Annotated in this window: 17 protein-coding genes; 12 read left to right on the forward strand and 5 right to left on the reverse strand. The window is 66.2% G+C overall.

The genetic code is table 11. From position 1 onward, the window contains the following. Positions 1 to 3: 3 nt before the first annotated feature. The 6 genes from ACIP5Y_RS36840 to ACIP5Y_RS36865 all read left to right on the forward strand — a co-directional run bounded on the left by ACIP5Y_RS36840 (position 4) and on the right by ACIP5Y_RS36865 (position 4,508). Complete coding sequence (locus ACIP5Y_RS36840) at positions 4 to 540, forward strand: hypothetical protein (RefSeq protein WP_400357051.1); 537 nt, start codon at positions 4 to 6, stop codon at positions 538 to 540. Then, complete coding sequence (gene fabG / locus ACIP5Y_RS36845) at positions 537 to 1,280, forward strand: 3-oxoacyl-ACP reductase FabG (protein WP_400357052.1); 744 nt, start codon at positions 537 to 539, stop codon at positions 1,278 to 1,280. The genes ACIP5Y_RS36840 and fabG overlap by 4 nt, the downstream gene beginning before the upstream one ends. Before the next feature lie 175 nt (positions 1,281 to 1,455). Further along, complete coding sequence (locus ACIP5Y_RS36850) at positions 1,456 to 2,544, forward strand: hypothetical protein (protein WP_400357053.1); 1,089 nt, start codon at positions 1,456 to 1,458, stop codon at positions 2,542 to 2,544. 4 nt (positions 2,545 to 2,548) lie between these two features. Further along, positions 2,549 to 2,728, forward strand: coding sequence for a hypothetical protein (locus ACIP5Y_RS36855; protein WP_400357054.1), 180 nt, complete (start codon positions 2,549 to 2,551; stop codon positions 2,726 to 2,728). Beyond that, positions 2,725 to 3,690 (forward strand): ATP-binding cassette domain-containing protein, encoded by a 966-nt coding sequence (locus ACIP5Y_RS36860; RefSeq protein ID WP_400357055.1) that lies wholly within the window; start codon positions 2,725 to 2,727, stop codon positions 3,688 to 3,690. Before ACIP5Y_RS36855 ends, ACIP5Y_RS36860 begins: the two co-directional genes overlap by 4 nt. Further along, positions 3,687 to 4,508, forward strand: a complete 822-nt coding sequence (locus ACIP5Y_RS36865) for an ABC transporter permease (RefSeq protein ID WP_400357056.1) — start codon at positions 3,687 to 3,689, stop codon at positions 4,506 to 4,508. Before ACIP5Y_RS36860 ends, ACIP5Y_RS36865 begins: the two co-directional genes overlap by 4 nt. A 2-nt stretch (positions 4,509 to 4,510) precedes the next feature. On the opposite strand, the gene ACIP5Y_RS36870 is transcribed toward ACIP5Y_RS36865, so the two are convergent. The 5 genes from ACIP5Y_RS36870 to ACIP5Y_RS36890 form a co-directional block, all read right to left on the reverse strand. After that, positions 4,511 to 4,891, reverse strand: a complete 381-nt coding sequence (locus ACIP5Y_RS36870) for a dihydrofolate reductase family protein (protein WP_400357057.1) — start codon at positions 4,889 to 4,891, stop codon at positions 4,511 to 4,513. Next, positions 4,785 to 5,291 (reverse strand): SRPBCC family protein, encoded by a 507-nt coding sequence (locus ACIP5Y_RS36875; RefSeq protein ID WP_400357058.1) that lies wholly within the window; start codon positions 5,289 to 5,291, stop codon positions 4,785 to 4,787. Before ACIP5Y_RS36875 ends, ACIP5Y_RS36870 begins: the two co-directional genes overlap by 107 nt. A 3-nt stretch (positions 5,292 to 5,294) precedes the next feature. Next, on the reverse strand, positions 5,295 to 5,636 hold the full coding sequence (locus tag ACIP5Y_RS36880; RefSeq protein ID WP_400357059.1) for an ArsR/SmtB family transcription factor: 342 nt from the start codon (positions 5,634 to 5,636) through the stop codon (positions 5,295 to 5,297). Positions 5,637 to 5,681: 45 nt separating this feature from the next. After that, positions 5,682 to 6,509 carry a S1/P1 nuclease gene (locus ACIP5Y_RS36885; RefSeq protein ID WP_400357060.1) on the reverse strand — a complete coding sequence of 276 codons (828 nt, stop codon included), beginning with the start codon at positions 6,507 to 6,509 and terminating at the stop codon, positions 5,682 to 5,684. 149 nt (positions 6,510 to 6,658) lie between these two features. After that, a complete protein-coding gene (locus ACIP5Y_RS36890; RefSeq protein ID WP_400357061.1) occupies positions 6,659 to 7,612 on the reverse strand; it encodes a hypothetical protein in 954 nt (317 codons plus the stop codon). 77 nt (positions 7,613 to 7,689) lie between these two features. On the opposite strand from ACIP5Y_RS36890, the gene ACIP5Y_RS36895 reads away from it, so the two are divergent. Genes ACIP5Y_RS36895 through ACIP5Y_RS36920 form a run of 6 tightly spaced genes read left to right on the forward strand, consistent with a single transcriptional unit; the run spans position 7,690 to position 13,582 of the window. Continuing rightward, on the forward strand, positions 7,690 to 7,914 hold the full coding sequence (locus ACIP5Y_RS36895; RefSeq protein WP_400357062.1) for a hypothetical protein: 225 nt from the start codon (positions 7,690 to 7,692) through the stop codon (positions 7,912 to 7,914). Positions 7,915 to 7,917: 3 nt separating this feature from the next. Continuing rightward, complete coding sequence (locus ACIP5Y_RS36900; RefSeq protein WP_400357063.1) at positions 7,918 to 8,562, forward strand: ABC transporter permease; 645 nt, start codon at positions 7,918 to 7,920, stop codon at positions 8,560 to 8,562. Further along, complete coding sequence (locus tag ACIP5Y_RS36905; protein WP_400357064.1) at positions 8,559 to 9,821, forward strand: ATP-binding cassette domain-containing protein; 1,263 nt, start codon at positions 8,559 to 8,561, stop codon at positions 9,819 to 9,821. Before ACIP5Y_RS36900 ends, ACIP5Y_RS36905 begins: the two co-directional genes overlap by 4 nt. Next, positions 9,818 to 10,555 carry an ABC transporter permease gene (locus ACIP5Y_RS36910; RefSeq protein ID WP_400357065.1) on the forward strand — a complete coding sequence of 246 codons (738 nt, stop codon included), beginning with the start codon at positions 9,818 to 9,820 and terminating at the stop codon, positions 10,553 to 10,555. Before ACIP5Y_RS36905 ends, ACIP5Y_RS36910 begins: the two co-directional genes overlap by 4 nt. Beyond that, positions 10,552 to 11,520, forward strand: a complete 969-nt coding sequence (locus ACIP5Y_RS36915; protein ID WP_400357066.1) for a glycine betaine ABC transporter substrate-binding protein — start codon at positions 10,552 to 10,554, stop codon at positions 11,518 to 11,520. The genes ACIP5Y_RS36910 and ACIP5Y_RS36915 overlap by 4 nt, the downstream gene beginning before the upstream one ends. 10 nt (positions 11,521 to 11,530) lie before the next feature. Next, positions 11,531 to 13,582 carry a M3 family metallopeptidase gene (locus ACIP5Y_RS36920; protein WP_400357067.1) on the forward strand — a complete coding sequence of 684 codons (2,052 nt, stop codon included), beginning with the start codon at positions 11,531 to 11,533 and terminating at the stop codon, positions 13,580 to 13,582. Positions 13,583 to 13,652 lie beyond the last annotated feature (70 nt).

Here is a 13,652-nt window from a genome sequence, read left to right on the forward strand (position 1 = left end):
GCCATGATGGTGACCATCATCCTGGTGTGCGAGGTCGCGTTCTGGGTGACCGTCGTCTCGGGGCTCCTGCTGCGCTATGTGCTGCGCTTGCGGCAGGTGAGTTCGGTTGTGCTGGCATTGGTTCCGCTGATCGATGTGGCGCTGGTCGTGGCCGTGGCCATCGATGTGTCCCGGGGCGCGGAGGTCACCGGCGTGCACCGGCTCGCCGGGATCTACCTCGGCTGGACCGTGATCTTCGGCAAGTCGACCATCGCCTGGCTCGACGGCTGGTTCGCCTACCGGTTCGCCGGCGCACCGCGGCCGCCCAAACGTCCCAAGCAGGGACCCGAGGCAGTGCGGAACGAGATGAAGGCGTTCGTGAAGTGGCTGGGCGCGGCCGCAATCGCACTCGTGGTGTGTTTCGGGCTCTCGGTGACGGTGGCCGATGCCCAGCAGGCCGCCGCGCTCCGGGATGTCGTACAGCCGCTGTGGATCATCACCCTCGTGTGGTTCCTGTTCGGCCCGGCCTGGGCGAAGGGGACCATGGAGGCCCGGCGGTGACGAGCACGCGACCGCTCGCGATCATCACCGGCGGCGCCCGCGGCATCGGCGCGGCCTGCGCCGTACGCCTCGCCACCGATGGCTACGACATCGCGTTCTGCCACCTGAACCCGAGCGCCGCCGCCGAAGCGGTTGCCGCCGACTGCATTGCGCGCGGCGCGCGGGTGTATCGAGCGGTCTGCGACGTCGGTGCCTCCGCGGAGGTGGCCGAATTCGTCGCGACCGCGCAGGAGCGGCTCGGCGACGCCCAGGTCCTGGTGGCCGCGGCGGGAATCACCCGGGACGGCCTGTTCTTCGGGTCCGCGGAGCCGGATTGGGACGATGTGCTGCGCACCAACCTGTCCGGTGCGCGCCACGTCTGCAAGGCCGTCGTGCCGGGCATGATGCGCCGACGGTCGGGGTCGATCGTGACGCTGTCGTCGGTGGCGGGCCTGACCGCCGCGCTCGGCCAGACCAACTATGCCGCAACGAAAGCGGGACTGATCGGCTTCGGCAAGGCGCTCGCGGTCGAGGTCGCGCGGTTCGGCATCCGGGTGAACACCGTCGCGCCCGGATTCATCGCCACGGATATGACCGATGCGCTCGAGGCCGGGGCCGCCGCCGCGGCCCGGAATACCATCCCGCTGCGGCGCTTCGGCGAACCGCGTGAGGTGGCGAACCTGGTCGCCTTTCTCGCCTCGTCCGAGGCGAGCTATATCACCGGCCACACCTTCTGCGTCGACGGTGGTCTCACCGCCTGAGCCGAATACTCGGTGCGCTCGGCCGAATACTCGGTGCGCTGAACGTTGACCGTTCCGACCGGTCTACCTAGAGTCGAAAGACATTGCGGCATATCGCTTTTCGTTGATATGCAAATGTCGAAAGGGAATCCGGGTGGCTGTTGTGCGGTCTCGATCCATTGGCTATGGCGGGCGTTTGCGTGCGAATGTCGCAGCGGTCGGCGACAACGCTCCCCGCATCACCTTGATCCCGTCGGTCGGCGAATATCCGATCTACGACGAAGTCCTGTACTCCGCGATGACCGCGGACGTGATCCGGGTCGACGCGTTCGATCGCGCCGTCCGCAGCTGCGCGAACGGGCGCACCGTGGTGGACATCGGCACCGGCGCCGAGGCCAACTGGGCAATCGTGGCCGCGGAATCCGGCGCCACCAAGGTGTGGGCGATCGAAGCGCTGCCGGAGTCGGCCGAGAAGGCGCGGGCGGCCGTCGCGGAACGCGGCTTCGCGGATGTCATCACGGTGCTCACCGGCGACTCGCGGGAGATCGAGCTGCCCGAGCAGGCCGACGTCTGCGTCTCCGAAACCATCGGCGCCATCGCCAGTTCCGAGGGTGTGTGCGAGATATTCGCCGACGCCAAAAGGCGTTTGGTGCACGATTCCGCCATTTTCATACCGCATCGGGTCGAGACGGTCGCCGTGCCCTTCGATTACACGGCCGTACTCGGCGATGCGGGCCCGGCCTTCCAGGCGGAATACGCGACCTACGTCGATCGAGTCTTCCGGGCGGTGGGCCAGCCCTTCGATCTCCGGGTGTGCTGGACCGAAATTCCGCACGAGGGCAGGCTGGCGGCGCCGACCACCGTCGAGACGCTCCAATTCGACAGTGGCGAATACGAATACACGGTGCACAAATCGCGGGTGCGGATCGAGCGGCCCGGCCGGTTCGGCGGCATCGCGCTCGGCATCCGGGTCTGGGCGTCGCCGGCCGACCGCGAACCCATCGATTCCCTGGAGCAGCAGACCTCGTGGCTGCCGGTCTTCGTGCCCGCCTCGGCGGAACACCCGCGCGCCGTCGCGGTCGGCGACGAATTCGAGCTGATCTTCGGGGTCCGCCCCAGCTCGGATCACCGGCATCCCGATTATCGGCTGAAGGCGCGCTTCATCGATCGCCGTGAGGCCGAGATGGACTGGGACGGCAGGTATATGGGCGGTCCGGAGTTCCGGTCCAGTGCGTTCTATCGCGAGCTCTTCGCGGCCTACCCGGCTCCGTTCCGAGGGGAGTGACGTCATGCCGAAGCTACGGAACGCCTTCCCGCTGGCCGTGTTCGCCACGGCCACCGCCCTGCTCCGCAACGCGCTCACCCGGCCCTCCATCCAGGTAAACCTCGGCGTCATGCTCGGCATGCCCACCGCCGTCATCGGCGGCCTGCTGTTCCTCGACGCTCTCAACCGGCCGCCCGCGAAATGACCGGGAATGGTCCCGCGGTGGTCGCGGAGGGCCTGCGCAAGCACTACGGCGCCAAGCGGGCCCTGGACGGATTCGACCTGATCGTGCCGCAGGGGACCGTCTGCGGATTGCTCGGCCCGAACGGGGCGGGGAAGTCGACCGCGGTGCGGATTCTGGCTACGCTGCTGCGCTTCGACGGCGGCGCGGCCAGGGTCGCCGGTTATGACGTGGCGCGTCAATCGGATCGGGTGCGCGGCAGGATCGGGCTGGTCGGCCAGCATCCGGCCCTCGACGAGGTGCTCAGCGGCAGTCAGAACCTGATCATGTTCGGGCGGTTGTTCCATCTGCCGCCGCGGGCTGCCGCGCGACGTGCGGCCGAACTGCTCGAACAGTTCGGGCTGTCCGATACGGGCGATAAACCGGTCACGGCCTACTCCGGCGGTATGCGCCGGCGACTCGATCTCGCGGCGAGCATGATCCTGTCACCGGCCGTGCTGTTCCTGGACGAGCCGACCGTGGGCCTCGATCCGCGCAGCCGCAACGAGGTGTGGCAGGCCATCCGCAAGCTCGTGACAATGGGCACCACCGTGCTGCTGACCACCCAATACCTCGACGAGGCCGACCAATTGGCCGATCGCGTCAATGTCATCGACGCGGGGCGGGTCATTGCCGAAGGGACGCCCGGCGAGCTCAAATCGCGAATCGGCGGCGACCGGATCGAATTCGTGGTGCACGATCCGAGCCGGATGGCCGCGGCGGCCGCGGCCGTGCTCGGGCTCGGCACCGCGGATCCGGTGATCGATCCCGATACCAGGCAGGTGAGCCTGCCGGTCGCGGACAAGGCGAGCGCCCTGTCCGCGGCGGTCCGGGCACTGGACGACGCGGGCATCCGGTTCGACGATCTCATGCTGCGGCGGCCCACCTTGGACGAAGTCTTCCTGCACCTCACCGGAGCCCAGGTCGAGACCGTGGTGACGGCATGAGTACGACTGTGCCCGTGGTGATTTCGCCGGGCAGCCTGCGCTGGATCCTGCTCGACAGCTGGACCCTCACCCTGCGCGGCCTGGCGCATTGGCGACGCAATCCCGGCCCCGTCGTCTTCACCTTGCTGTTCAACATTCTCGTCGTGCTGATGTTCGTCTACCTGTTCGGCGGCTCCATGCGAGTGACCGGCGGCGGCAGCTATCGCGACTACCTGATACCCGGCATGTTCACCATGACAATGCTTTTCGGCATCGGAGCCACTTCGCTGGCGGTGACCACCGACATCGACCGCGGCGTCACGGATCGCTTCCGGTCCATGCCCATCTCGGCCGCCGCGGTCCTGATCGGCCGCGCCACCGCCGACATGTTCCTGTCCACGCTGACGCTGACAGTGATGATCCTGACCGGACTGGTGCTGGGCTGGCGCAATCACGGCTCGCCCACCAATCTCGGCACGGCGATCGCGCTGATCCTCTTCTTACGCTTCGCCCTCACCTGGATAGGTATCTACCTGGGCCTGGCGCTGACCAGCGGTGCGGCCATCATCGGCGTCCAAACCGCCGAATTCCCCATCGGATCCCTGTCGGGGGTCTTCGTGGCGACCACCGCCATGCCCGGCTGGCTCCGCATCCTGGCGGAATGGAATCCTCTGTCCGCCACCGTGAATGCCACCCGTAGGCTGTTCGGCAACCCAGGGGTCGTCACCGACTCCTGGGTTACCGCGCACTCCACGATGATGGCCGTCCTGTGGCCCCTGGCTTTGCTCCTGCTGTTCATCCCGTTGTCCATCAACGCATTTCGCAACCTGAGCCGTTGAAGCTACCGCTCCCGGACCGTGTAGGTCAGGTGGGTGACCCGCGGCGACGACTCCGAGCGGACCTGTTCGAGGGCCACGCGGGTCGCGTCCACGCCCTCGAACAGGCGGACTCCGGAGCCGAACAGCACGGGGGAGAGCGCGATCGAGAACTCGTCGACCAGGCCGGCGTTCACGTACTCCAGGATCGTCGCGCCACCGCCCGCGATGCGGACATCCCGATCTCCGGCGGCCTCGCGGGCCTGATCGAGCGCGGTCTGAAGAAAACTTTCCCGGCCATCAGCCCTCCACTCCTTTTCGTACGATCTCGGTGATGTAGGCGGCCAGCTTGTCCAGGGTCTGCTGACCACCCTCGATGGCGTGATATTTCTCGGCCGCCTCGTCACGCAACTCCTTGGTGGGGAACACCGTGCGCATCTCGAGCCGGGTACCCGCGCCCTCGGGCAGGAACGTCAGAACCGACTCGAAAGCCTCCGGGTCATCCCGGAACTCGCCGTGCCGCAGCGTGATCCGCTCCGGCGGGACGATCTCGGTCCACGAGATCCACTCCCGGAAGTCCGTTCCGTCCGGCCCGTGCATCACGAACTCCCACGCCCCGCCGACTCGGAACTCGAACGCCCGCGTGGTTGTGGTGAACCCCTCCGGACCCCACCACCGCGACAGATGCCGGACCTCGGTGAACGCCTCGAATACCAACTCCCGCGGACCATTGATGACCCGGGCTATCACGATCTCGCGGTCTGCCGTCGTCGACTGCACCGATGCGTCTCGTCCCGTCGCTGCCAACGCTCACTCCTCCTGCCGTGCCTGCTCGAGTTCCCGCACATACGTGTCCAGCCGGTCGAAGCTCTCGTTCCAGAAGCGCTCGAACCCGCCGGCCCACTCGTGGACCGGCCGCAGCCCCCGGGCATCGAGCCCATAAAGCCGCTGCTTACCTTCCTTCCGATCTCGCACCAGCCCGACCTCCCGAAGCACCCGCAAATGCTTGGAAGCCCCCGGCTGGGTAATCCCCAACTCCGCGGCCACCTCGGTAACCGCACGCTCGCCGGCCCGCAGCAACACCAGAATCTCGCGCCGCTGCGGCTCGGCGATCGCGTTGAAGACGTCCGACGTCGTCGCTGCCCGTGCCATGCGAGCAATCATATTCCCATATCGGAATGCGTCAAGTCTCGATGATCAGCGGGGGCGGCCCGACGGGTCGAGCACCGCGTTGAGGAGTTGTCCCAGCCGCTCCCCGGCAAGGCGCAGCTGACTTTCGGCCACCGGCAGGAACTGCCGGGTGTACTCGTCGCCGATCGTGGTCGAGTCCGGGTAGACGCCGGGAGCCCGGACGATCCGGCAGCTGTCCTGCGCCCAGCGGACGGGATCGGTATCCGGTTGTGCCGCGGGGAGATCGGGTGCCGGCAGCGCGAGCAGCCGCTGCACCTCCTCGTCGTCACCGGCATGGAGTGTGTCGAGCATGCCGCGATCCCATACCGCGTGCATATTGGTGTTCTTGCCGAGATATCGCACCTTGACTTCGTTTCCGCCCCGATCGCGGGCGTATCCGGCGTGCATCGGCTGATGGATGTCCCCGACGAAGTGGACGACGAACTTCAGGGCCTGGCGCCGGTCGTCATCCGACCGGGTGCTGTCGGCCAGCGTCGCACTCTGCGTGCGCAGCGCCTCGATGACATTCTGGCCGTCATTACCGTTCACCGCCGCGTCGTAGCGGCAATCGTTCTCGGCGATATTCACGTAATGCCATGGCGCCGAGATCTTCCCGAGGTCGGGGTCGTTGGCGCGCACTTCGTCGGCCCAGTTGGATACGCCGGCCAGCGTAGGGTCTGGTTCCCCGGACAACAGACGACCCACCTCGTCCCGGGCCGCAGTGGTCAACCGTAACTGGGCGATAGCGCCGGTGGTGTCGTGTCCCTGCACTCCCCAGGCATGGGCGCCGGGCGGAATCGCCAGCACGGTCGCCGCGAATGCGCACGCGCTCACAACCACTGCTCTACGTAGCATCAAGAACAATCCCTTCGAGTGACGTCGCGCAGCCCGGGCGGTGTTGCCGCTGAGGTGAGCTGCGTGCCCGGGGCCGAGTTGTGTTGAATCCCCGGGCGACTCGATTCTCCGCAGGATCTTCCGGATGGAAACAAACGGCAGGCAAAAACCTATCGACGGCAGGTGTCGTATTGCGTGCGCAGCTTCTTCTGCAGGGCGATGGCGTCTGCCGTGTAGTACTTCTCGGGGTCTTCGTCGCCGAGGGTCTTGGCGCCGTAGGCGCAGGCGGCGATATCGACGGAACCCTGGAAACCGCGGGTGGGGTCGGGGCTGTATCCGCCCCACTGCAGGTACAGGGGGTGCCGGGTGGTCGGACCGATCGAGTTGATCACCGTCGTGATGTCGCGCTCCGGATCGCTCCCGGCTTTGATGCCCACCGATAGCCGTGCGATGTGGCCCTCGTCGACATCGACGGCGCTGACCGAGGTCGGCAGCGCGGTCAGCAGGTTCAGCACGCTGGTCTGCTGGTCGGCGGTGAACGGGAAGGTGACCGTCCACAACGGGTCCGTGGCCCCTGAGCGGTTACTGATCGTCACCTTGACCGCCTGGTCGGCGGCCACGCCGCGCACCGCGGTGAGGATCTGCTGCGGGTTCTCGGCGTCCCGGAATTCCATGGTGTCGGCCGACTTGGATCGAAACCAGCTCATCGTGCCGACGGATGTCTGCAGCGTGGATTTGAGCTGCCGCAGGCGCCGCGCATCGCCGGCGATCTGCTCCGGGTCGAAATCCGCATTGCGCTGCACCGAGACCCCGTCGCCGACGCTGAATTCCGTGGTCTGCTCATACTTGTCGAAGTCGTCCCGCTCGAGCTCCTTGATCCGCGAAACCACCGCCGCGATCTGCTCTTCGCTCGCCGCGCTCATATCGGCCTCGAGCCGGAGTGTCGCGCCATAGGTGATGTCATTGGTAATACTCGCGGAAAACGACTGCACCCCCGGCATCCCCGCAATCGCCGTCTCCAGCCGCGCGGCCTCACCCCGGCGATCAGGCGCCCCGGTGCAAGCGCAGAGCATGACCGTGACCAGCGTGAACACCACGCCGCCAACCCGCCGCCGCCCCAACATCCCGGCTCCTTCCTGTAACCTGTACCGATGATTGCTAGATATTAGCCCTACTGGAATTCCTCATCGGGAGGACTGCGGTGACCGATACTTCCAAACCGTCTGTGCTCGCGCGTATTTCGCCCAATCAATGGGTGGCGATCATATTGACGGCGCTGGCCATTGTTTTCATTGCCGCGAATCGGCATCGGGTGGATATCGAATTTCTGCTCATGACGATTCGATCGCCGATGTGGCTGGTCCTGCTGGTGACCTTTGTGATCGGCTGGCTCGCGGGCTTGCTCACGCGCCGCCGGCGGCGGTGATTCGTGCACTTGTGGAGCTATGTCCGGGGGCGGGAGGAGACGCTGGCCTTCCTCACGTATCAGCATGCGTCCCTGGCATTTCAGACCGTGCTGGTCGGGACGGTCGTGGCGGTGGTGGTCGCGGTGGCGGTGTATCGGCATCCGCTGGGGGCGGCGCTGACGCTGACTTCCAGCCGGGTGGCGCTGACCATTCCTTCACTGGCCTTGCTGGCGCTGTTGCTGGTTCCGTTCGGGTTGGGCGTGGTGCCTTCGTTTCTGATGCTGGCCTTCTTCGCGGCGCTGCCAGTGATCGGGAATACGATCGTCGGTCTGCGGTCGGTGCCGGTGTCGCTCGTGGAAGCCGCGCAGGGGATCGGGTTCTCGCGTCGGCGCATTCTGCTGACCGTGGAACTGCCGATGGCCTGGCCGGTGATTCTGACCGGAATTCGGGTGTCGACGCAGATGATCGTCGGCGTGGCGGCGATCGTCGCCTATGTGCTGGGGCCGGGACTGGGATCGCTGATCTTCAACGGGCTTTCGCGGCTGGGTGGCGCGAATGCGCTCGAGATGGCGCTGACCGGCACGCTGCTCATCGTTCTCATCGCGTTGGTGTTCGACGCTTTGCTGGTTCTGCTCGGACGCCTCACGATCTCGAAGGGATTGTCATGACCGCACCGCCGGCCGACCGCACCGTCACCGGCGCGTCCATCACGCTGGACTCGGTGGTCAAGCGCTACAAGGGCCAGACGCAGCCCGCGGTCGAGCGGCTGGATCTGGAGATCGAGGCCGGCGATATCGTGGCCTTCGTGGGGCCGTCGGGGTGCGGTAAGACCACCACCTTGAAGATGATCAACCGGCTGATCGAGCCGACCGAGGGTCGCATCTTCATCGGCGGACGTGATGTGACGCGCGAGGATCCGGACAAGCTGCGGCAGTCCATCGGCTATGTCATCCAGTCCGGTGGCCTGTTCCCGCACTGGACGGTCGCCAAGAATGTCGGGGCCATACCGCGGTTGCTGGGCTGGGATCGCAAACGCATTGCCGAGCGCACCGAATACCTGCTGGACCTGGTGGGATTGGACCCCGGCGTCTTCGCCGACCGGCTGCCCAAGGACATGTCGGGCGGCCAGCAACAGCGAGTCGGCGTGGCCCGTGCCCTCGCGGCGGACCCGCCGGTGCTGCTCATGGACGAACCCTTCGGCGCGGTCGACCCCATCACCCGAGTTCGCTTGCAGGACAGCCTGATCGGCATCCAGCACGAGCTCGGCAAGACCATCGTGATCGTCACCCACGACTTCGAGGAAGCCACCAAACTCGGCGACAAGGTGCTGATCCTGTCCGAGGGCGGCCATATCGAGCAATACGGGAAGCCGGAGGAGATCCTCACCGATCCCGCCACCCCGTTCGTGGAGGAGTTCGTCGGATCCGGCGCGAAGCTGGCCTATCTCACCGTGTCCCGCGTGCGCGACGTCGACTACGACAAGGTGGTCACCGCCCGCGTCGGGGAACCGGCCGGCAAGGTGATCGCCCGCGCGCGGGCCGCCGGGCACAGCTGGATCGTGGTGGTCGACGCCGCGGGCCGGCCGCGTTCGTGGCCCTCGCTGGGGGAGGTGGCGACCAAGCCCGAGGTGTCCGACTTCCTGGATCGCCGGCTGCCGGTGGTGGCGCGGTCCTCGACCTTGAACGACGCGCTCGACGCCATGCTCGCCACCAGCCAGGGCGCGACGCTGGTGACCGATGGCCGTGGCGCGGTGGTCGGTTCGCTCAGCATCGGCGCGGTGACCGAGCTGATCCGCGCGAAGCTCGCCGAGGGGCACGGCGGCGAGGAAGAGGAGCCGTCGTACGAAACCTATGTCGACGGCACCGATCCGGCGCCGACCCCGGTGATCGCCGCCGCGGACGAGCCCGGATCGGCCGAACCGTCATGAGCGGTCTGCGCCGAGTGCCGATCGACGTCTGGTTCGAGCCGATCATCATTCTCGTCATCGGGATCGGCTACGCCCTGTGGTATCGGTCGGCGAGCTTCACCGAGACCGAACGGGTCGCGCTGGACTGGTCCAACCTGCAGCACACCATTCTCCAGCACATCAAGCTGACGGTGGTCGCGACGATCATCGTTGTGATCGTGGCGATTCCGCTGGGTATCGCGCTCACCCGGCCCGCATTGACGCGATTCGAGCCGATCGCGGTGAATATCGCCAATATCGGGCAGGCCGCGCCCGCGGTCGGTCTGCTCGTGCTCTTCACCTTCTGGCTGGGCACCGGATTCCGTACGGCGGTCGTGGGTCTCGTGGTCTACGCGATCCTGCCGATCCTGCAGAACACAATCATCGGATTGCGGCAGGTGGACCGGCGCACGATCGAAGCCGCACACGGTATCGGCTATTCGGCGGCGCGCACGCTGCTGCTGGTCGAGTTGCCGCTGGCGGTGCCGGTGATTCTCAATGGTGTTCGCACCGCGCTGGTGATCCTGGTCGGCACCGCGACGCTGAGTACGTTCATCGGCGCGCCGAGCCTCGGCACGCTGATCACCACCGGGGTCACATTGTTTCTGCCGAAACTGCTGGTGTCCGGTGCGATTCTGGTCGGCCTGCTGGCGTTGACGATCGACTGGCTCGGCCGGCTCGTCGAGTGGGTCGCGACCCCGCGGGGCATTTCATGAGGCGCGCGAGGCTGGTCATATCGCTCCTGGCGGTGGCGCTGCTCTCGGGTTGCGGCCTGGTGAGTTCGTCGGGCACGTTCCATCACACCAGCCTGCCCGGTGGTGAAAAGCCTTTGGCCGGTGCGAAACTCGTCGTCACCTCCAAGAGCTTCACCGAGGGCGTACTGCTGGGCAAGATCACCGCCACCTATCTGGCCGCGGCGGGCGCGAACATCACCGACCTGACCGGCGCGCCCGGATCGGCGTCCTCGCGGCAGGCGCAACTCAATGGCGATGCCGACATCCTGTGGGAGTACACCGGCACCGGCTGGGTCAACTACCACAACGAGACCGAGACGATCGCCGACCCGCACGAGCTCTGGCGGCGCGTCCACGATATCGAGAAGAAGGACTATAACCTGGAATGGTTGCCGCCGTCCAACTTCAACGACACCTACGCCTTCGCGGCCTCGACCCCGACCGCCGAGCGACTGAAGGTGAAGTCCCTCTCCGAGGTGGCGGCCCTGCCGGTCCGCGACCGCACCTTCTGCGTCGATGACGAATTCTTCAGCCGCGCCGACGGTTTCATCCCGATGCTGGAAAAGTACGGTATTGCGTACAACACTCCGAACGGAGTGCCGTCGGGCAATGTGACGCGCATGGACGCGGGCGTGGTCTACACCGCGACCGCGCGCTCCTCGCCGTGCAACTTCGGCATGGTCTACACCACCGACGGCCGCGTGCAGAACCTGAAACTCGTTGTCCTGGACGATGATAAGAAGTACTTTCTGCCCTACAGCGGCACTGCCGTGGTGCGTGGCGTCGTCCTCGATCGCTATCCGCAGCTGCGCGCCCTGCTCGGCACGATCTCCGAACACCTCACCGATCAGCTCATGCGGGAACTCAACGGCCGTGTCGACATCGACGGCCGAGACCCCGCCGACGTCGCTTACGACTGGCTGAAGTCCGAGCAGCTGGTCGAATAGTGTTGCCGGTATGACACGTAATCCGTTCTTCGAGCCCAGCACGCTGCCCTACCAGCTGCCACCGTTCGCCGAGATCGGAGCCGAGCATTATCTACCGGCGTTCGAGCGCGGTATGGCCGAACAGCTGGACGAGATCTCCGCCATCACCTCGGGTGGCGCGGAGGCGAGTTTCGCCGATACCGTGGTGGCGCTGGAACGTTCGGGCGCACTGCTGACCCGGGTGTCGAATGTCTTCTTCAACCTCACCGGCTCCGACACCAATGCGGATATCGATGCGATCGAGGCGGAGATCTCGCCGCGGCTCGCCGCGCATTGGGACACTGTTCATCTCGATCGGGAGCTCTTCGCGCGGATCGAATCCCTCTATGAGCGGCGTGCCGAGCTGGATCTGGATGCCGAGGGATTGCGGTTGGTGGAGCAGTACTACACCCGGTTCGTCCGGTCCGGCGCTCGGCTGGATGACGACGGACGGGCCCGGCTCCGTGCGCTCAATGGCGAATTGGCCGCCGCGGCAACCGAGTTCAAGCACAATCTGCTCGCCGATACCAATGCCGCGACCGTCATCGTGGACACCGCGGAGGAACTGGCCGGGCTCGCGCCCGCGGCGGTGGCTGCCGCTGCCGAGAACGCGCAGTCCCTCGGTCATGCGGGTAAATGGGCGCTGAGTCTCCAGAACGTCTCCAATCAGCCCGTTCTCGCCGAACTGACGAACCGGGAGTTGCGGCGGCGGGTCATGGAAGCGTCCCTGGGGCGCGGGCTGGGGGAGACCGGCCGCAATGGCCGGCTCGCCGTGCGCATCGCCGCACTGCGCGCCGAACGCGCGAGGCTGCTCGGATATCCGGACCATGCCACCTACGAGGTCGAGAATCAGACCGCGAAAACCACCGCGGCCGTCGAGGAAATGCTCGGCCGATTGGTCGCCCCGGCGGTGGCCAATGCGGAACGGGAAGCGGCCGAACTGACCACGGCCATGCGGTCGGACACCGCCGATCCAGACGCCGAACTCCACTCCTGGGACTGGCAGTTCTGGTCGGAAAAGGTCCGCGCCCAACAGTTCTCGATAGACCTCGAGGCCCTCCGCCCCTACTTCGAACTCGAACGAGTACTCCGTGACGGCGTATTCTTCGCCGCCGAACTGGCCTACGGAATCACCGTCCACGAGCGCACCGACCTCATCGGCTACCACCCGGAAGTCCGAGTCTTCGAGGTCTTCGACGCCGACGGCACCGCCCTTGGCCTCTTCCTCGGCGACTTCTTCGCCCGCCCCTCGAAGCGCGGCGGCGCCTGGATGAACGAGTTGGTCAGCCAATCCCGATTGCTCGGAACGAGCGCGGTCGTAGTCAACAACCTCAATATCGTGAAACCCCCGAAAGCCGAACCCGCCCTCCTCACCTGGGACAACGTCAGAACCCTCTTCCACGAGTTCGGCCACGCCCTGCACGGCCTCTTCTCCGACGTCCGATACCCCTTCTTCGCCGGCACCGAAGTCCCCCGCGACTTCGTCGAATTCCCCTCCCAGGTCAACGAGATGTGGATGACCCACCCGGAAGTCCTGCCCCACTACGCCAGGCATATCGAGACCGGCGCCCCGATGCCCGCCGACCTCCTCGACCGAATGGCAGCAGCCGACCGCTTCGGCACCGGCTTCCGCACAGTCGAATACCTCGCCGCAACCCTCCTGGACTGGTCATGGCACCGCATCCCCGACCCCACAGCCCTGACTGATGTAGACGCCGAGTCCTTCGAAGAGGAAGCCTTGCGAAAGGCGGGAATCGCACTGGAAGCGATCCCCCCGCGCTATCGCACCAGCTATTTCGCCCACATCTTCTCCGGCGGCTACGCCGCAGGCTACTACTCCTACATCTGGAGCGAGGTCCTCGACGCCGACACTGTCGAATGGTTCACCGACGGCACCACCCCGATCCGCGAAAAGGGCGAAACCTTCCGCCGCAAACTCCTCTCCCAAGGCGGCTCGATAGACCCCCTCGAAGCCTTCACCTCCTACCGAGGCCGAGCCCCCGAAATCGCCCCCCTCCTGCTCCGCCGCGGCCTCCTCAACTAACCTGTCAACCCTGCCAGCCGGTATGGACACTCCGGTAACAGGACCGCCCGGTCATCGAATGTTTGTTCGG

It is taken from the genome of Nocardia sp. NPDC088792 (genome assembly GCF_044750615.1).
Lineage (GTDB): Bacteria > Actinomycetota > Actinomycetes > Mycobacteriales > Mycobacteriaceae > Nocardia.